This window comes from Flavobacterium fontis, assembly GCF_900129405.1.
Taxonomy (GTDB): domain Bacteria; phylum Bacteroidota; class Bacteroidia; order Flavobacteriales; family Flavobacteriaceae; genus Flavobacterium; species Flavobacterium fontis.
Genome location: NZ_FQVQ01000001.1, coordinates 118,590 through 136,786 on the forward strand (window position 1 = coordinate 118,590; position 18,197 = coordinate 136,786).

General features: G+C 40.3%; 19 protein-coding genes. 7 read left to right on the plus strand and 12 right to left on the minus strand.

Going from position 1 to position 18,197, the window contains the following annotated elements:
- Window positions 1-155: 155 nt before the first annotated feature.
- The 4 genes from BUC17_RS00555 to recA all read right to left on the minus strand — a co-directional run bounded on the left by BUC17_RS00555 (window position 156) and on the right by recA (window position 3,733).
- Window positions 156-1,667: an outer membrane beta-barrel protein gene (locus tag BUC17_RS00555; protein WP_073360363.1), complete on the minus strand. Its 1,512-nt coding sequence runs from the start codon at window positions 1,665-1,667 to the stop codon at window positions 156-158.
- A complete protein-coding gene (locus BUC17_RS00560) occupies window positions 1,664-2,206 on the minus strand; it encodes an RNA polymerase sigma factor (protein ID WP_073360365.1) in 543 nt (180 codons plus the stop codon). The genes BUC17_RS00555 and BUC17_RS00560 overlap by 4 nt, the downstream gene beginning before the upstream one ends.
- 11 nt (window positions 2,207-2,217) lie before the next feature.
- The gene (locus BUC17_RS00565; RefSeq protein WP_073360367.1) at window positions 2,218-2,631 is read right to left on the minus strand and encodes a hypothetical protein; all 414 of its coding nucleotides are present in this window, start codon (window positions 2,629-2,631) and stop codon (window positions 2,218-2,220) included.
- A gap of 97 nt (window positions 2,632-2,728) precedes the next feature.
- Window positions 2,729-3,733: a recombinase RecA gene (recA, locus tag BUC17_RS00570; protein WP_073360369.1), complete on the minus strand. Its 1,005-nt coding sequence runs from the start codon at window positions 3,731-3,733 to the stop codon at window positions 2,729-2,731.
- A 124-nt stretch (window positions 3,734-3,857) separates the two neighbouring features.
- Between recA and BUC17_RS00575 the strand changes: the two genes are divergently transcribed.
- Genes BUC17_RS00575 through BUC17_RS00585 form a run of 3 tightly spaced genes read left to right on the plus strand, consistent with a single transcriptional unit; the run spans window position 3,858 to window position 6,275 of the window.
- Window positions 3,858-4,595, plus strand: coding sequence for a lysophospholipid acyltransferase family protein (locus BUC17_RS00575; RefSeq protein ID WP_073360371.1), 738 nt, complete (start codon window positions 3,858-3,860; stop codon window positions 4,593-4,595).
- Between the two features lie 44 nt (window positions 4,596-4,639).
- Complete coding sequence (locus tag BUC17_RS00580) at window positions 4,640-5,629, plus strand: acyl-ACP desaturase (RefSeq protein ID WP_073360373.1); 990 nt, start codon at window positions 4,640-4,642, stop codon at window positions 5,627-5,629.
- A gap of 1 nt (window position 5,630) precedes the next feature.
- Window positions 5,631-6,275 (plus strand): HD domain-containing protein, encoded by a 645-nt coding sequence (locus tag BUC17_RS00585; protein WP_073360375.1) that lies wholly within the window; start codon window positions 5,631-5,633, stop codon window positions 6,273-6,275.
- Between the two features lie 27 nt (window positions 6,276-6,302).
- Here BUC17_RS00585 and BUC17_RS00590 read toward each other — a convergent pair whose 3' ends face one another.
- The 8 genes from BUC17_RS00590 to BUC17_RS00625 form a co-directional block, all read right to left on the minus strand.
- Entirely contained in the window at window positions 6,303-7,859 is a 1,557-nt protein-coding gene (locus BUC17_RS00590; protein WP_073360377.1) for a hypothetical protein, read from the minus strand.
- 118 nt (window positions 7,860-7,977) lie between these two features.
- Window positions 7,978-8,391, minus strand: coding sequence for a lipocalin-like domain-containing protein (locus BUC17_RS00595; RefSeq protein WP_073360379.1), 414 nt, complete (start codon window positions 8,389-8,391; stop codon window positions 7,978-7,980).
- 17 nt (window positions 8,392-8,408) lie between these two features.
- Window positions 8,409-9,191 carry an enoyl-CoA hydratase/isomerase family protein gene (locus BUC17_RS00600; protein ID WP_073360381.1) on the minus strand — a complete coding sequence of 261 codons (783 nt, stop codon included), beginning with the start codon at window positions 9,189-9,191 and terminating at the stop codon, window positions 8,409-8,411.
- A 12-nt stretch (window positions 9,192-9,203) separates the two neighbouring features.
- The gene (locus BUC17_RS00605) at window positions 9,204-10,619 is read right to left on the minus strand and encodes a sensor histidine kinase (protein ID WP_073360383.1); all 1,416 of its coding nucleotides are present in this window, start codon (window positions 10,617-10,619) and stop codon (window positions 9,204-9,206) included.
- A 188-nt stretch (window positions 10,620-10,807) separates the two neighbouring features.
- The gene (locus BUC17_RS00610) at window positions 10,808-11,185 is read right to left on the minus strand and encodes a four helix bundle protein (RefSeq protein ID WP_073360386.1); all 378 of its coding nucleotides are present in this window, start codon (window positions 11,183-11,185) and stop codon (window positions 10,808-10,810) included.
- Window positions 11,186-11,405: 220 nt separating this feature from the next.
- Window positions 11,406-11,951, minus strand: coding sequence for a CopD family protein (locus BUC17_RS00615; RefSeq protein WP_073360388.1), 546 nt, complete (start codon window positions 11,949-11,951; stop codon window positions 11,406-11,408).
- Window positions 11,952-12,042: 91 nt separating this feature from the next.
- Window positions 12,043-13,056, minus strand: coding sequence for a ferrochelatase (gene hemH / locus BUC17_RS00620; protein WP_073360390.1), 1,014 nt, complete (start codon window positions 13,054-13,056; stop codon window positions 12,043-12,045).
- 82 nt (window positions 13,057-13,138) lie between these two features.
- Window positions 13,139-14,011, minus strand: coding sequence for a helix-turn-helix domain-containing protein (locus BUC17_RS00625; protein WP_073360392.1), 873 nt, complete (start codon window positions 14,009-14,011; stop codon window positions 13,139-13,141).
- Between the two features lie 231 nt (window positions 14,012-14,242).
- Between BUC17_RS00625 and hemA the strand changes: the two genes are divergently transcribed.
- The 4 genes from hemA to hemE are packed head-to-tail and all read left to right on the plus strand — an operon-like array spanning window position 14,243 to window position 18,159.
- Entirely contained in the window at window positions 14,243-15,499 is a 1,257-nt protein-coding gene (gene hemA, locus BUC17_RS00630; protein ID WP_073360394.1) for a glutamyl-tRNA reductase, read from the plus strand.
- Window position 15,500: 1 nt separating this feature from the next.
- A complete protein-coding gene (gene hemC, locus BUC17_RS00635; RefSeq protein ID WP_073360396.1) occupies window positions 15,501-16,424 on the plus strand; it encodes a hydroxymethylbilane synthase in 924 nt (307 codons plus the stop codon).
- A 26-nt stretch (window positions 16,425-16,450) separates the two neighbouring features.
- Window positions 16,451-17,107: a uroporphyrinogen-III synthase gene (locus BUC17_RS00640; protein WP_073360398.1), complete on the plus strand. Its 657-nt coding sequence runs from the start codon at window positions 16,451-16,453 to the stop codon at window positions 17,105-17,107.
- Between the two features lie 26 nt (window positions 17,108-17,133).
- Entirely contained in the window at window positions 17,134-18,159 is a 1,026-nt protein-coding gene (hemE, locus tag BUC17_RS00645) for a uroporphyrinogen decarboxylase (protein ID WP_073360400.1), read from the plus strand.
- Window positions 18,160-18,197: the final 38 nt, after the last annotated feature.

The following is an 18,197-nucleotide window of genomic DNA, read 5'->3' on the forward strand; positions in this document are numbered from 1 at the left end:
TTCCGTTGCAATCCGGCACCTCCGTAAACTACGGCGCCGGGATTTCCACTGCAATCCTTAACGCAAACAAAAAGAGTGTCCGGCCGAGACACTCTTTTTTGTTACCCTCCGGAGAGGAGTAACACCACTTAACTAAATTAATAACTACGATGCCCTTAGAAGGTATACATCACACCCGTATACAATCCCATGAGGTAAGGTCTGAAATTTCCAGCATCACTACGGTAGGGATTAAATTGGTATTTGAATGTGGGTTCAATCCGTGCTTGCCAATTTTTGAAAAAGCGGTAATGCATGCCCAAACCTAGGTTACCACTAAAGTGAACTGGGTTGAGGTTGGTCGCTTCTCCAATAAGGAGATTCAGCGTATTAGATTGTAAATAGATTTCGTTTTGATTCAAAACAAACGTACTCATACCGCCTAAGACTTGCAATCCCCATTTTTTGGATCCAAATTGGTACGCCAATTCCACAGGGATTTCTAAATACCCCGTGCGTTGTACGATCGACCCTTCAAACATTTCCATCATTCGGTTGTATTGTCGAACGTTGTTAAGACTTTCAATAACAATAGTTGCACCAACAGGATTTAACGATATGTTTTGAATGCGACTGCTAACTTCGGGACGCATATAGTACATAATACCATCGGTTTCATACCCTAAACGAACCATGTTGACACCCGAGCGAAGGGTGAGTTTGTTGTTTAAAGCATAGCCAACACCCACACCATAACTGAAATTCTCTGCGGTATATCGCTTTTCATTCTCCGTTAAGGATGGATCTAGAGGAGAGCCTTGCGATAACGAACTGAAGTAAATAGGGGCGAGCTGTGTGCCAACTAGCCACCTATTTAGTTTCGGTTCGGAAAAGGTTTTCTTTTCTTTTTCATGTAGCAATTCTTCCAACGCATTTTTCGATTTTTCGGCAACAGCAGTGCTGTCTTTGGCCGTATGTAAAGGGGTATTGGAAACAATAGGTGAGGGAGTGACAGCGGGGGTCACAGGGTTGGTAGTGTCGGGAAGCAATGTCTTCTCCGTATGCAATGCCAATCGTTCAGTATCCGAAGCAGGAACGGTTTGAGGAAGTTCTTGCTTTTCAGGGATAACGGTACTGTTGTTATTGTTTGGGGTAATGGCATTGCGGGTCCCAACAGCGTCTTGCGGACTTCCCAACGGGGTATTTACTTGCCCGCTAAATCCGTTGTTTTTTTGTTCTTTTTTTGAAGACAATGCAACCGCTTTTTTCGTTGTATTTCCCTTGCTATTTACGGAAACATAAGGAGGGACCTCAGTAGAATAGCCGGACGTTGTAGCCGCACCGGGTAGGGTAGCTACCGCTTCGTTGTCTCTTGCACTTTTCGAAGACGTAGCGCCATTTGATTCTGTGTGTGAAGTAGCATTCCCTTTGGAAGTTTCCTTAACAACGGTTGGGTTCGTAGCGGGAACGCTAGGAGCAACGGTATTCCAAAATGGTGCACGGAGAAAGAGTCCGACCAAAAAAGCAGCAGCAACACCGCTATAGAACCACCAAATGGGAATCACGCGGCGTTTCTTTTTCTCCTGCAGTTTATCTTTGATGTTCAACCACAACGCTTCGTCGGGCTGCACCTCGAAGTCCTCGAGGGACTCTTGAAATCGCTTTTTGAATTCGTGTGGATGTTTCATTGTAGTTTGGGCATTTTTGAACTTCCGGTAAGGAGTTCGATTTTTTGTTTTAAAATTAATTTCGCTCGGGATAAATTGGATTTGGAAGTGCCAACGGTAATGCCAAGCGCATCTGCAATCTCTTGGTGACTATACTCTTCAAACACATACAGGTTAAAAACCAGTCGATAGCGTTCGGGGAGCTCTTGCACGATACGAAATAAAAACTCGGGCGGGATTCCCTCATCAATTTCCACTTCGACTTCGTCGGGGATATTTTCATCCACTACATTTAAGTAGTTTTTTTTTCGAAATTGTTGCAACAAGTAGTTTACAAAAACCCGATGCAACCATCCGTCGAAGGAACCTTTGAATTCGTATTGCGCAATTTTATCAAAGACCAACAAAAACCCTTCTTGAAAATAGTCTTGGGCTTCATCACGATTGGGAACATATTTCAAACAAACCGCAAACATTTTACCCGCATACCGCCGGTACAATTGTTCTTGCGCTTGAATGTCTTTTTTTTGACATCCTTGTATGATTTGTTCTAACTCCAATCGGTTTCATTTTAGTGATCCACTACAGCATCAAATTCTATGTACTGGTCTACCCCTTGTGCATCTTCGCCCAACCAAAATTTAAAGTGATAGGTACCCAAAGTGGTTGGTTTAAATCGCAAAGTAGCCGTGTACAATTCTTCATCTGCAGGACACGCGTTGTTACCACTTTTAAGACTTTCAATGGCAACGACTCGATCAAAATCATGGGATTCGTAGTAAAATTTACGGAAAACATGACATTGACTGGGCAACTTAAATTTCACCGGAATTTCTGTGATGCTGTCTTTGGCATATTGGTCTGGGTTGGTTACTTCTGAAACCGCTGAAACCTGGATGTAAATGGGTTCATCTTCAGAAAGGTCGCAACCGGTAAATCCCAATCCAACAAGGAATACTACGGTTAACAAAATTTTTTTAATCATGGGTATTATTTTTTTAATAGGATGCTTTAATAGTCAAAAGGTTGCGTGAAGATCAAAAAAAATCCCGATTTTTTCAAACCGGGACTCTTAGGCCAAATTAATCGGCTTGTTCTTTGATGAGGTCTTTGATTTTTTGTTCCAATTCCTCGGCCAATTCGGGATTGTCTTTAATCAACAATTTCACCGCATCGCGACCTTGTCCCAATTTGGTGTCACCATAACTGAACCAAGAGCCTGATTTTTTGATAATTTCAAACTCGACGGCTAAATCTAAGATTTCACCCGTTTTGGAAACGCCCTCGCCATACATAATGTCAAATTCAGCCGTTTTGAACGGAGGCGCTACTTTGTTTTTTACCACTTTTACTTTGGTACGGTTCCCCAATACATTTTCACCATCCTTAATTTGTGAAGAACGACGGATGTCCAAACGCACTGAAGCATAAAACTTCAAGGCATTTCCTCCTGTTGTCGTTTCGGGATTTCCAAACATTACCCCGATTTTTTCACGCAACTGGTTGATGAAGAAAACCGTACAATGGGTTTTGCTGATGGTTGCTGTCAATTTACGCAAAGCTTGCGACATCAATCGAGCATGTAATCCCATCTTGGAATCACCCATTTCTCCTTCGATTTCACTTTTTGGAGTCAAGGCAGCGACCGAGTCGATCACCACGATGTCGATGGCTCCCGAACGAATTAAGTTCTCGGCGATTTCCAATGCTTGTTCCCCATTATCGGGTTGCGAAATAATCAAGTTTTCAATATCTACCCCCAAATTGGCCGCGTAATGACGGTCAAACGCATGTTCCGCATCAATAAACGCGGCAATGCCCCCTGCTTTTTGTGCTTCGGCAATGGCATGCAAAGTCAGCGTAGTTTTACCCGACGACTCTGGTCCATAGATTTCAATAATACGACCCTTTGGATACCCATTTACCCCTAAGGCAAGGTCCAATCCCAACGAACCGGATGGAATCACTTCGACTTCTTCCACCGCTTTGTCTCCCATTTTCATTACGGTACCTTTACCGTAGGTCTTGTCCAGCTTGTCTAACGTCAGCTGTAACGCTTTCAATTTTGCTTCTTTTTCTGAACTCATTTTACATAAAAATTAAAGGCTGTTAAAGCCGTAAAAGTAACTATTTTTTCAGGACTAAATTAGTTTTCTCAAAAGTAGTTTTAAACAACGAGAACCCGTACTTTTACAATCAATTTTTTTTCACATGGAAAAACTGATTTCGTATCCCATCTCTGTAGTCTATTACCTTTGTTTTGGACTAACGCTGGTGATTTTCCATCCGATACAGTGGATTTGCTTTAACGTTTTTGGTTACCAGGCCCATAAAAAAAGTGTCGATTATTTAAATTGGGTTTTGATCGGTTGCACCCGAATTTTAGGCACACGTTGGACATTTTATAACCGATCTCAAGTTCCCCAAAATGCCCCGATTATCTTTGTAGCCAACCATCAAAGTTTGTTTGATATTATTGGAATTATTTGGTACCTACGAGCGCATCATGCCAAGTTTGTCAGCAAGAAGGAACTCGGAAAAGGAATCCCTTCGGTTTCCTACAATTTACGTCATGGCGGCTCGGTTTTAATTGACCGTAAAGACCCCAAACAAGCCTTACCAACAATCAAAGGATTGAGCGAATACATTGAAAAGCACCACCGATCTGCCGTTATTTTTCCCGAAGGAACGCGAAGCAAAACGGGCGCACCCAAACCATTTTCAGAAAACGGCTTAAAAATACTATGCAAGTTTGCTCCCCATGCGTATATAGTCCCCATCACTATTAACAATTCGTGGAAAATGACCAAGTTTGGTGCGTTCCCCATGGGCTTGGGCAATCATTTAAAGTTCATTATTCATGAACCTTTAGCGGTAAGTGCGTACGACTTTCCTACTTTATTTGAAAAAACACAACAAGCCGTTACCGGTTCAATTCATAACTCATAACTCATAATTCATAACTCATAATTCATAATTCACAATTACCTATAATGTCTATTAAAAACATCCGATTGGAAGTGATGCAATTCCTTGAAAAAAGCATCGATAACTTTGTTGACGAATACCTTGTTCCTGTTGAAAAAATTTGGCAACCTACCGATTTGTTGCCCGATTCTCAAAAAGAGAATTTTATTGAAGAAGTGCGTGAATTGCGTGAAATTGCCAATGATTTACCTTATGATTTCTGGGTTGTCATGGTGGGCGATACCATCACCGAAGAAGCTTTACCCACTTATGAATCGTGGTTAATGGAAGTAGAAGGTGTTGACAATGAAGGGCGAAATGGCTGGTCCAAATGGGTACGGCATTGGACAGGGGAAGAGAACCGTCATGGTGATGCTTTGAATAAATATTTATACCTCTCGGGTCGTGTTAATATGCGTGAAGTGGAAGTAACCACCCAGCATTTAATCAATGACGGCTTTGATATCGGAACCGGGAAAGATCCCTACAAGAACTTTGTCTACACCAGTTTTCAAGAACTGGCTACTTATATTTCGCACAACCGGGTATCGCAATTGGCCAAAGAGTTTGGCGATAAAAAGTTATCGCGTTTGTGTAAAATGGTCGCTGGAGATGAAATGCGTCACCATTTGGCGTATAGCGAATTTGTAAGCCGTATTTTTAAAGTAGACCCCAGCGAAATGATGTTGGCGTTTCAATACATGATGAAACAAAAAATCACGATGCCTGCTCACTTCTTGCGGGAATCGGGAGAGAAAATTAGTTCTGCTTTTGAGGAGTTTTCAAATTCAGCGCAAAAAATCGGAGTATACACCGCCAACGATTATGTGGATATTTTACGCAAATTAATTGCGACTTGGGAAATTGACAAAATAACCAGTCTAACCGATGAAGCCGAACGCGCTCGTGATTATTTGATGAAATTACCCGATCGTATGGCGCGTATTTCTGAACGATTGGTTTTGCCAGATGAAACCAAAAAATTCAAGTGGGTACAACCGGCTTTAGCGATATAAAATGGGGATTGTTGACGCGACGATTATTTTTGTAAAACAACAGCTAGAAGGTGCCGAAGCAGGGCACGATTGGTTTCATATTGAACGGGTTTATCGAAATGCCCTTCGTATCGCCGAACACGAAAATTGCCATCGGGAAGTAGTACAATTGGCCGCTTTACTGCATGACATTGCCGATAGTAAATTCCACGGTGGTGATGAAAGCATTGGCCCCAAAACGGCGCGAACTTTTTTAGAAAGTCAGCACTCCGATGAAGCTACCATTGATCATGTGGTAAAAATCATCGAAAATATTTCATTCAAAGGCGGAAAAACCGACAGGACGTTTTCTTCTTTAGAATTGGATATCGTGCAAGATGCCGACCGTTTGGATGCCATTGGCGCCATTGGGATTGCCCGAACGTTCAATTATGGGGGGTTCAAAAACCGACCGTTGTATGATCCCGCCATTGCGCCCAACCTGCACATGACTAAAGAAGAATATAAGGCGAGTCAGGCTCCGACGCTTAATCATTTTTATGAAAAACTCCTCTTATTGAAAGACCGAATGAATACCGCTACAGGAAAAAAAATGGCCGAAGACCGCCATCGATTTATGGAAGTTTTTTTAGCCCAATTTTATGCCGAATGGGACGGAGAAAAATAAAAAAGAGAACCGATGAGGTTCTCTTTTTTAGTTCTCTATTTCTACTTTTAAAAGTTGTTTCTTTTTTCCTTTTTGTCCCAAAATGAAAACGGAACGATTAGAGAATACACCATTAGAAACCATTAATGGGACTTCAATGTTTTCATTGTCTAAAACTTTACTATAACTAATACCCCCATTTTCGTTAAGTTTAATTACAAAGAGGTTTGATTTTTGAGCTTTCGTTTGTACAAATTGAATGCGGTCTTGACCAAGATTGTAAATGTTTTCACCTGCGTTAATATAAAAATAAGCATCATTTCCGAGGACCGTAGTGCAATACGAAATAAATGATGATCTGTAATTTGTAACTTCCCGTTTGTTTATATTTCTAGCCCAGACCATTTCGCCTGAAGTATTGATTCGGGCACAAACAATGTCATCGTAGTGTGCTAATGATCTAACAGCAGTGCCCCCATTTGCTGTAAATACAGTGTAGGGGGTTAAATAATACTCTTCCGCATTGAAAATAATATCATTTGTAGCGGTAATCGTGATATTTTTAAAGATTAAGTTTTTTAATTCTTTATCTCTATTTTCACCATACTTGTCAATCATAAATTGTTCTGTAAAGGGATTGAACTTTGATTTTTTTACCGTCAAATTCAATGGATCTAAATCGAAGTAGCAAATTCCTTTGAAACGGGTGTCTTTTCGTTCGGAGTAAAAACCGACACAAGCAATTCGATCCTCAAATGCAATAGCTTTTAAGCTTGGAGCAAAATAGGTATTAGTTTCAATGGTTTGAGAGATTTCGGAATCGTTGGTAATTCGCGTGATTTCATATTCATATTTACCTCCTTCTTTCTTCTTTTTGGCATCCTTAGTATGTACTTTTCCTAAGATATATAATGTTTTCCCATCCTTGGAAACATCGATGTTTTCGTACTCAAATTTGCGGTCTTTAATTTCTTTTTTAAACACATGGTCAATTTTTTTATTTAAGTTGTTATCAAACATCACTATTTTATGCGTCTCCATTCCAGTGTTGTTGATGTCAACCGTTATAGCAAAAGCAGTTTTATCTTGGTTTACAATCATACTTGCCCCAGAATCTTCATCAAAATTCGATAAACTTAAAACTTCAAACCCTTTTATTTGTTCCGATTCAACGCGAAACAATTCACGCGATTCAAAATTAAATTCATTAAAAGGAGTAGTCATGGCCATACATTGATATACCCCTTCCTGTTTATTATATTGAAACATAATAATATGGATTTTATCACCACTACTTATCATGCCCAGTACATTACATTGCTTTATGTTTTTTTCTGCTTTTGGATTAAAGTCATACTCTTTTACTAATTTCATGTTGGTGTCATAGTGTTCAAAATAATAACCATAACCATTGCTAAATGGACCACCATCATAAGAACGAATCATAATTACTCCTCCTTTTCTATCATTTTCAGCAAAATACAATTCGGAGTTTTTGAAGCTATCTTTAAAAATGTCACTTTTATTCCATTTAAATTTAAGATCTTGTGCTACACTGGAATAAGTAAGAAAAAGTAAAGAAAAAAGGTTGATTAGTTTTTTCATAAATTAAAGTTTTTTGATTTACGTGGATTAAATTTCGGCGTTTATTCAAAAACGAATATTGGCGAAAATAATAAAAAGGATAAAAAAAGAGAACCGATGAGGTTCTCTTTTTATTTGTTTAAGGGATTCGGGTCAACACCGAGAGGTAAGGAACTCCCCCAATATCAAATCGTACTTTTAATGTAGTCGCATTGAGTAGTAGGATTTCCCCTGTTACCGAGCTGTTGTCGGCATACGTAATGGTAAAGGTATTGTTGTTTTTGGTCCAAACGCCAATATCAATTGTTTCCTCACAATCCAAATCATAATAATGATCCCGAAGTGCTCCATTAGCTGCAATTTCTGAAAAGTCTTTCACACAACCCGGAGAATGCTCATAAGGTTCTAAAATTTCTTGATTGTTAACGATACTGCCTTCTTGCGTAAATTGCCATTTGCCCACAATGGACGGTGCTTGGGCTTCATCATTGTCATTTTTACTGCAGCTTAAAACAGTAAATGCCAGAAAGGCAATGCATAGAATTTTTTTCATATAGTTTAAATTAGGTATTATTTTCCTGGGAAAGTAGCTTTGCGTTTTTCTAAGAACGCTGTTGTTCCCTCTTTAAAATCTTCGGTTCCAAAACATTTTCCAAACGACTTGATTTCGGTTTTGAATCCTTCTTTGGTATCTATCAACCCTGCATTCACCGCTTTGATGGCATAACTAATGGCTACAGGTGAATTTTTTGTGATTTTGCTTGCAATGTCTTTAGTGAATTCTAACAATTCGGCTTGGGGAACAACATGATTGACTAAACCATAACTTTTTGCCGTTTCGGCATCAATCATTCCCGCCGTCATAATCATTTCCATGGCGCGCCCTTTACCCACCAATTGGGGTAAACGTTGTGTTCCGCCATAGCCTGGAATCACCCCTAAAGTCACTTCGGGTAAGCCCATTTTGGCATTGTCGGAAGCAATTCGAAAATGGCAAGCCATCGCCAATTCCAATCCGCCACCCAAAGCAAAACCATTCACTGCTGCAATGACGGGCGTTTTCATGTTTTCGACAAAATCAAATAGGATTTCTTGTCCTAAAGCCGCCAATTGCGCGCCCTCTTCAATAGAGAAATGGGCAAATTCAGAGATATCAGCACCTGCAACAAAGGCTTTTTCACCCGATCCAGTCAAAATAATCGCTTTGATCGTCGCTTCGGCATCCAATTGGGCTAAGGCATCGTGCAATTCTTGAATCGTTGCTTTGTTCAATGCATTAAGTTTGCTCGGACGGTTGATGGTGAGGGTAGCCAAATGACCTTCCGTGGCTACGAGAATATTTTCAAATGTCATAGGTATATTTTTTTAAGGATTTATGCGCGGTAATGTTACTTTAAAGGTAGTGCCTTTATGGGATTCGGACTCAAAAGTAATGGTTCCTTTATAATTTTCAATAATATTTTTAATAATCCCCAACCCGAGTCCCATGCCGCTCGTTTTGGTAGTGAACTTAGGTTCAAAGATTCGCTCTTGATAATCAGGGTCAATTCCAACGCCATTGTCTTTGACCAAAATAACCACCCCTTCCCAATTTTGGTATACGCTAACTTGAATTCGTTTTTCCTCTTGAATTTCTGGAATGGCTTGAATGGCATTTTTGACCAAATTGGTAATAATACGAATGAGTTGCGTGCGGTCCATGACCGTGATGATTTCTGGTTCGGCAGACTGAAACTCAATAAATTCTTCATTAAAAATATCTAGGGAAAACTCTACAACTTCAACCACATTGAGTGTTTCATTTTGCTGTGCAGGCATCGAGGCAAAGTTAGAAAACGCCGAAGCCACTGCCGTCATCGTATCGATTTGTTGAATTAAGGTTTTGGTGTAATCGTTGAGTTTCTGTCGTAAATTCGGATCGTTTTCATCAAATTTTCGTTGAAAACTTTGTACCGTTAAACGCATCGGGGTCAACGGATTTTTGATTTCATGAGCAACCTGTTTCGCCATTTCGCGCCACGCTTGTTCCCGTTCGGATTGGGCCAACATCGAGGCACTTTCTTCCAGTTTGTCCACCATCGCATTGTACGCTTTAATCAAGGAGTTTATCTCACGACTGTTGTCTTCAATCATGATTTTCTCATTTTTTTGATTCAAGCTCGTTTCATTGATTTTGTCCGAAATCGTTTTTAGCGATTGGGTGATGTAAGAGGAAAGGAAATACGCCAAGGCAAAGGCAATAATTAGCATGAAAAAATACACCTGACTCAACCGTACCAAGAAATTCTGGATTTCATTCTCGTAAATACTGTCGTCTTCAACATAGGGAAGATTAAGGATTCCAAGCGGTTTGAACCGATCGTCTTTGATTTGGGTAAACGATGAACGAATTTTCAACCCATCCATGTTTTTAATGTCAACATACCGTTTCTCAATCGAAGACTGGACCAGTTTCAATATATATTTTGGAATAGGCGGTGAAATGCTATCGACGGCAAAGGAAGCTTTGGACGATTTTAACAAATTTCCTTTTAAACTGTAAATATTAATTTCGACACTGTGAATATCGGAAAGCTCGTGAATTTTATCTTTAAATATTAACGGTAAATTTTTCTCCGTTAACGGGTAAGTCGTGTTGGATAAAATATAGTTGATGTGTTCCCGAACTGCATCTTCCTTGCGCTCCAAACGCTCTTGATGGTAATTTCGCGCCTCACTTTTGAACTGAAACAACGAAATCGAGGCCATTAAGATCGATGCAATCAAAATCAATACAATCATCGCCAGGAAAATCCGGATACGAAGGGAAAGCATGGATATTTTGAAGTTTAGCATCAGTGTTCAGTGTTCAGTGTTCAGTGTTCAGTGTTCAGTGTTCAGTGTTCAGTGTTCAGTGTTCAGTGTTCAGTGTTCAGTGTTCAGTGTTCAGTGTTCAGTGTTCAGTGTTCAGTGTTCAGTGTAAAATTTTACTAAGGTAGTTTTTTCGCTCCGAATTTTTCTGGGTGAATGATCATGTAGCCAATCAACTTCCCAATTTCATTGCTTTTAGCAACTAACAAAGTAAATGTTTTTTGATCAATGTAATGGCATTCTAAGGCAAATTCAAACCAACATTGTGTCTCGGTATTTTCGGTATCTGCATCCGAAAGTTTACTGATAAAATGTTTTGGATAACCTCTTTTTCGATACGCTTCGGCGATATTTGAACAGGTACTTCGCGAACTTCTTCTTATTTGATCCGTTAACGAATACATTTCCTCTTTCGGAAACGTACGGCTAATTTCAAATATCTCCATAGCTAGTTCAAAGCCTTTTTGATAGGCTAATAAATCTTGAAATCTGTGCATATAAGTATTTTTTTGGCGGTTAAAAAAAGTGTGTATTTTAATTTATTATCATTCTTTGCAGTAGAAAATGCATTTTTTTGAATAGTGCTTTCTGCTTTATTATTGTATACTGATTACTGTATACTAATTACTGTATACTGATTACTGTATACTGATTACTGTATACTGATTACTGTATACTGATTACTGTATACTGCTTACTGCTTACTGTTCACTGAAATCACGAATTATTTTTCTTTCTAATATTCTTGTAAAACTTGAAACCGAGCATGATGAGTATAGAGAATCCAATTATCCCTACGACGCCGTAAATCCAGTCGATGGCATTTTTTAGAATGACCAAAAAGACTACCGCAAATAAGATAATCGTGGCGCCTTCGTTCCATAAGCGCATGAAATTGGAGGAATAGCGGGTGTCGTCGTTTTGCAACTGCTTGTAAATTTGATGGCATTTTAAATGATACGCCAAAAGAAGCGCAACAAATCCTAATTTCACTTGCATCCACGGCATGTACAACCACTCCGGATTTAAATGCAGTAAGACCAGGGCAAACAATGTCGCCAACACTGCACTAGGCCACGTGATGATATACCACAACCGATAGGTCATGATTTTGTATTGCGCCCCGAGAATTTCCTTTTCAGGCGTAGGTTTGGATTGTGCTTCTATTTGATACACAAACAACCGAACAATGTAAAAGAGTCCGGCAAACCAAGTGATCACAAAGATCAAGTGCAAGGCCTTAATGTTATTGTAGAGTTCCATGGATGGGTTTCAGGTTTCAAGTTTCAGGTTTCAGGTTTCAAGTTTCAGGTTTCAGGTTTCAAGTTATTTAACTTGTAACTTAAAACAAGATTTAGTTTTTCCAATCGTTGACCCAATTGGCCACCACTTGACACCATTCGTCTTCATCGTTTAAACAAGGTACGGCAAAAAATTCCTCGCCTCCGTTTTCGATAAATTCTTCGTTAGCACGCATGGCAATTTCTTCCAAAGTTTCCAAACAATCCGACACAAATGCGGGTGTAACTACGGCTAATTTTTTGATTCCTTTCTTCGGCATTTTGTTGATTTCAACATCGGTGTAGGGTGTTAACCATTTGTCACCGGCCAAACGCGATTGGAAGGTCTGACTGTATTTTCCTTCTGGGATGCCCAATAATTCTACGACTTGACGCGTGGTTTCATAACATTGGTGACGGTAGCAAAACTCATGAGCTGGTGAAGCCGTGACACAGCATTTGTTGTCAATCGTACAATGCGACTTGGTAACATCCGTTTTGCGAATATGGCGTTTGGGAATGCCGTGGTACGAAAACAATAAATGATCGTATGCAAAACCTTCCAAATGTTTTTTGATCGAATTTGCCAAGGCTTGGATAAAATCGGGCTTATTGTAAAAAGCGGGCACTTTGGTGATTTTCATTTCTGGGAAATGCTTTTGTTGCAATTCATCGGCCAAAGCCCAAATGGTCGTGGTGGATGCCATAGCATATTGTGGGTACAAGGCCAATAACATGACATCGGTTACGCCTTTATCTTTCAATTCTTGCAAGCCTTTTTGAATCGTCATGGTGCCATAACGCATCGCCAAAGCCACAGGAACATCCACAAGTTTTTCCACCTTTTGGTGCATTTTTTTGGAAATCACAATCAAAGGCGACCCTTCATCCGTCCATATCTGACTGTACGCCTCAGCTGATTTTTTAGGTCGCGTTTGCAAAATAATTCCGCGTACCAACAAAGCGCGTAATAAATAAGGAACGTCAATAACGTATTTATCCATTAAAAATTCGTCCAAATACGGCTTAACATCTTTGGGGGTCGGACTTTCAGGCGAACCAAGATTGACTAATAATACTCCTTTCATGTGTAGCAATTTATTTTTTTAAACGATTGAAATTTATTTTTTTGATAGTGGTAAAAAGGGTGACATTGGCAACCCTGTTTGGTTATGTGTTGACTTGCAAACTCATCAAGTATTTTTTGGGTGTGGTGCCAAATTTTTTCTTGAAGGCCGCAATAAAATGACTGCCAGTGCTGTAGCCTACTTTGAGTCCCACTTCATTCACATTGTACGAGCCGCTATCCAAGAGTTTTCGGGCATAATCCATTTTGTAATCAAACAAAAAACCGTACACCGTGTCACCATAGATTTGTTTGAAACCCATTTTTAATTTTTTTAAATTCAAACCCACTTGATCGGCCAATTCCTGTAAGCCAGGCGGTTCGGCCATGTTAGCAATTACGAGTTCTTTGGCCTTGCGGATTTTTAATACATTTTCTTCATCAATCAAAAACGGACATTGTTCGGCATTCGGATCTTCCGAGCGGTTAAAGTACAAACTCAACAATTCATATCCTTTACCTTTATAATAGAGATTTTTGATGGAAGGATTGAGGTTGTAATGAAATAGTTGACTCAACACGATAGCCATCGACGGACTGATGTTGTGTTCCTTATAATACTTCTTATCGATATTTTCTTCGCTCAAAAACGGAATGTTTTCGGTATCGGAAGAAAACAATTTGTGTAGTTTTTTGATGGAAATCAAAATCGAAATCAACCAGGTGTTGGGCGAAACCTCCAATTGAATCGGCAATTCCTTTTGCGGATTGTAAAAAAGTAATGACTTTTCTTCCTTTAACTCCAAGGCATAATTCCCATCGTTAAAGACAAATTTGGCTTTTCCTTTTAAGCCAAAATGAAACTGAATCAGTCCTTGCGATACCCCGCGTTTTACAGGATAATTCTCTGTTCCATCATTTTGAAAACGGATCAACAAAAAGTCTTCTTCAATTTTTATTTCTTCAAAAGAACCCATAGCGATATTTTTTCGTATATGATACCCAACGGAAGGCGACTTTCTTATTTAGAATGAATCTACATAATATCGTTGTAAAGCCCCGTGTTTGGTACAAATTTAAAATAAATAACGGAAAAAGTTCGAATCGCGTTAGAAATTACATCAAGCGACACAAAAAGTCCTTAGAGCGTTATTTTTTAAAATTAGTAACCCCGTAACTTTGTTCAACTTTTAGGAAAGAGCCCCTACATGGAAAACGGAATTAAGATTAAACATTCCTCCTTTTATGCAATTGGATTGAGCTACAAGAAAGCCGATGCTGAAACGCGTGGTCGTTTTAGTTTGGATGCCGTGGCTCAAGCGAAGCTATTACAACAGGCACAAGAAGAAAATATTGAGTCGTTAATTGTGACGTCTACCTGTAACCGTACCGAGATTTATGGTTTTGCCCAACATCCTTTTCAATTGATTAAATTGTTGTGTGAGAACAGCCGCGGAACGGTCGAAGAGTTTCAAAAAGTGGCCTATGTGTACAAAGGGGCTGATGCCATTAATCACATGTTCCGTGTAGGAACCGGTTTGGATAGTCAAATTTTAGGCGACTTTGAGATTATCAGTCAATTGAAAATTGCTTTTGCGCAAAGCAAAGAAGAACAATTGGTCAATGCTTTTTTGGAGCGTTTGGTCAATTCGGTGATTCAAGCCAGCAAAAAAATAAAAACAGAAACCGAGATTTCTACCGGCGCTACTTCCGTTTCATTTGCGGCAGTGCAATACATTTTCAAAAACGTAGAGGACATTTCAAATAAAAACATTTTACTTTTTGGAACCGGTAAAATCGGTCGCAATACCTGTGAAAATTTGGTCAAACACACCAAACACAGTCATATCACTTTAATTAATCGCACCAAAGACAAAGCCGAACGCTTAGCACGTAAATTAAATGTTATCGTGAAAGATTACGCCGACCTCCAATTGGAAATTCAAAATGCCGATGTATTGGTGGTGGCCACGGGAGCGCAAAATCCAACTGTGGACAAAGCGATTTTGAATTTGAAAAAACCGTTGACCATTTTGGATTTGTCCATTCCCAAAAATGTACATGAAAATGTGATGGAAATTCCGGGAGTTACCTTGGTGCACATGGATCAATTATCGCAAATCACCGACGAGACCTTGGAAAACCGCAAGCAACACATTCCGGCAGCCGAAGCGATTATTGAAGAAATTAAAGAAGAGTTCATCGCTTGGACTAAGCAGCGTAAATTTGCACCAACCATTCATGCCTTGAAAGCAAAATTAAATGCGATTAAGGAAGGCGAATTGAACGTGCAACGCAAAAAAATGTCCAATTTCGACGAAGAACAAGCGGAAATCATTACCGCTCGCATCATACAAAAAATTACCAACCATTTTGCCAATCACCTTAAAGATGAAAACACGCCCGTCGATGAAAGTATCGAATGGATAGAAAAAGTGTTCCAATTGGCATCCTCTGAAAAATAAGATGAGTAAAACCATACGCATCGGAACCCGCGACAGCGAACTCGCCCTTTGGCAAGCCAAAACGGTAGAAAAACAGCTGAACGATCTGGGGTACCGCACCGAAATTATTGCCGTGAAATCCCAAGGTGACTTGGTCCTGGACAAACCCTTGTACGAACTTGGGATCACCGGAATTTTTACCAAAACTTTAGACATCGCCATGATCAAAGGCGAAGTGGATATCGCGGTGCATTCCATGAAAGATGTTCCCACGGCTTTACCACAAGGTATTGTTCAAGCGGCCGTTTTACCTCGTGCCAATGTGCTGGATATCTTGGTGCATAAAGGGTCGACAGAATTCCTTGAAACTTCCGCGACCATTGCCACGGGAAGTTTACGCCGTCAAGCGCAATGGCTCAATCGTTATCCCCAACATACTGTGGTGGATCTGCGCGGAAATGTCAACACCCGAATGCAAAAATTAAACGATAACGATTGGAGTGGTGCCGTTTTTGCCGCCGCTGGTTTGGAGCGTATCAATTTGAAACCGCAAACGTATCTTAACTTGGATTGGATGATACCCGCACCCGCACAAGGCGCCATGGTGGTAGTCGCTATGGAAAATGATCATCATGCACTCGAAGCCTTAGCCCAACTCAATGATATAGAAACCGAAGTGTGTACTGCCATCGAACGTCAATTTTTACGTACGCTTGAAGGAGGTTGTTCCGCACCCATCGGCGCTATAGCAAAATATGATGAAGCCCAAGATGAAATTCAATTCCACGGCGTTTTGTTATCCCTCGATGGGAAAGAAAAATTGGAAATTCAACGTAATTTTCCAATCAATGAATGGAAAAAATTAGGGTTTCATTGTGCCAAAGAAATCCTTGACAACGGCGGTGCTGCCTTAATGGAACGCATCAAAGCCCAGTTGAAAAAGTAAGTTAAGTTCCAACGTTCTTAGAAAAAATGATTACCCTACTGTCCACAAAATCCCTGACTGAATCCCAACGCCAACTGCTGGCGGAAGCAGGTCTGTCGGTGGTGGAACAGGAGTTTATTCGTGTACAGCTGTTACCCGTGCCCACATCCGAATGGCAACACAATCTGTTGTTCACGAGTCAGCAAGCGGTAAAAAGTGTGGTGGCCCAAAAGTCAATCGCCCATCCCGAAAACCATACTGTTTTTTGTGTGGGTGAAAAAACAAAAGCAGCCCTGGAAACAGCGGGATTTATTGTGAAAGCTACTTTTGAATCGGCTGAAACGATGGCTCATTTTCTCATCCATTCTAATGAGGATCACTTCGATTTCTTTTGCGGAAACCGTCGAATGGATACACTGCCTACAAGTTTAATCCAAAAAGGGAAAAACTTGCGTGAAATCGTGGTGTATTCCACCGAAAATCAAGCCCTAAAAATAGAAACTCCTATCGATGGTGTACTCTTTTTTAGTCCGTCGGGTGTAGAAAGTTTCTTGGAAAAAAACACACTTGAAACACTACCTTGTTTTTGCATTGGCTCCACAACAGCTAACGCATTACACGGGGTCACTCAAAATATTCACATTGCGCCAACTCCCACCGTGGAGGCCACGCTACAACTCAGTATAGACTATTTTAAACGCTGAATTACTATTCGGCTAAACGATAAATTATGATTAAAAACGACCTTTTTTTAAGTGCTTTAAATAACGAAAAAGTAGAACGTCCGCCCGTGTGGATGATGCGTCAAGCCGGACGCTATTTGCCTGAATTCCGTGCACTTCGCGATAAATATGATTTTTTCACCCGTTGCGAAACACCTGAATTAGCAGCCGAAATCACCGTACAACCGATTCGTATTGTACAGCCCGATGCCGCTATTTTGTTTTCGGATATTTTGGTTGTGCCACGCGCTATGGGTATTCACGTCGAACTCAAAGACAATTTGGGGCCGATTATCCCGAATCCTATCCGTACGATGGAGCAAGTAGACCAAGTTTTTGTGCCTAATATTCAGGAAACTCTAGGCTACGTGATGGATGCCGTGAAATTAACCAAAGAAATGTTGAACGATGAGGTGCCTTTAATCGGTTTCGCCGGTTCGCCCTGGACGATTTTCTGCTATGCCGTAGAAGGAAAAGGGTCGAAAAGTTTTGATACCGCCAAAGGATTTTGTTTCTCTAATCCCGTGGCTGCACATACTTTATTACAAAAAATCACTGACACCACCATTTTATACTTAAAAGAAAAAGTAAAAGCGGGCGTGAATGCAGTACAAATTTTTGATTCTTGGGGCGGCATGTTGTCTCCAGCCGATTATCAAGAGTTTTCATGGAAATACATCAACCAAATCGTCGAGGCGTTGGCCGAAGAAACTAAAGTTATCGTATTCGGAAAAGGTTGCTGGTTTGCCCTAGGCGAGATGGCCAAATCCAAAGCTTCGGCGTTAGGAGTAGATTGGACGTGCTCGGCGCGAAATGCCCGTTATTTAACCGGTGGGAACATTACCCTACAAGGAAATTTCGATCCTAGTCGCCTGTTGTCACCTATTCCGACCATCAAAAAAATGGTCCACGAAATGATTGACGCGTTTGGCAAAGACAATTACATCGTGAATCTTGGCCACGGCATTCTACCCAATATTCCGGTTGATCATGCCAAAGCCTTTATTGAAGCGGTGAAGGAGTATAATCAGTAATCAGTGGGCAGTGTTCGGTGAACAGTACACAGTGTGAA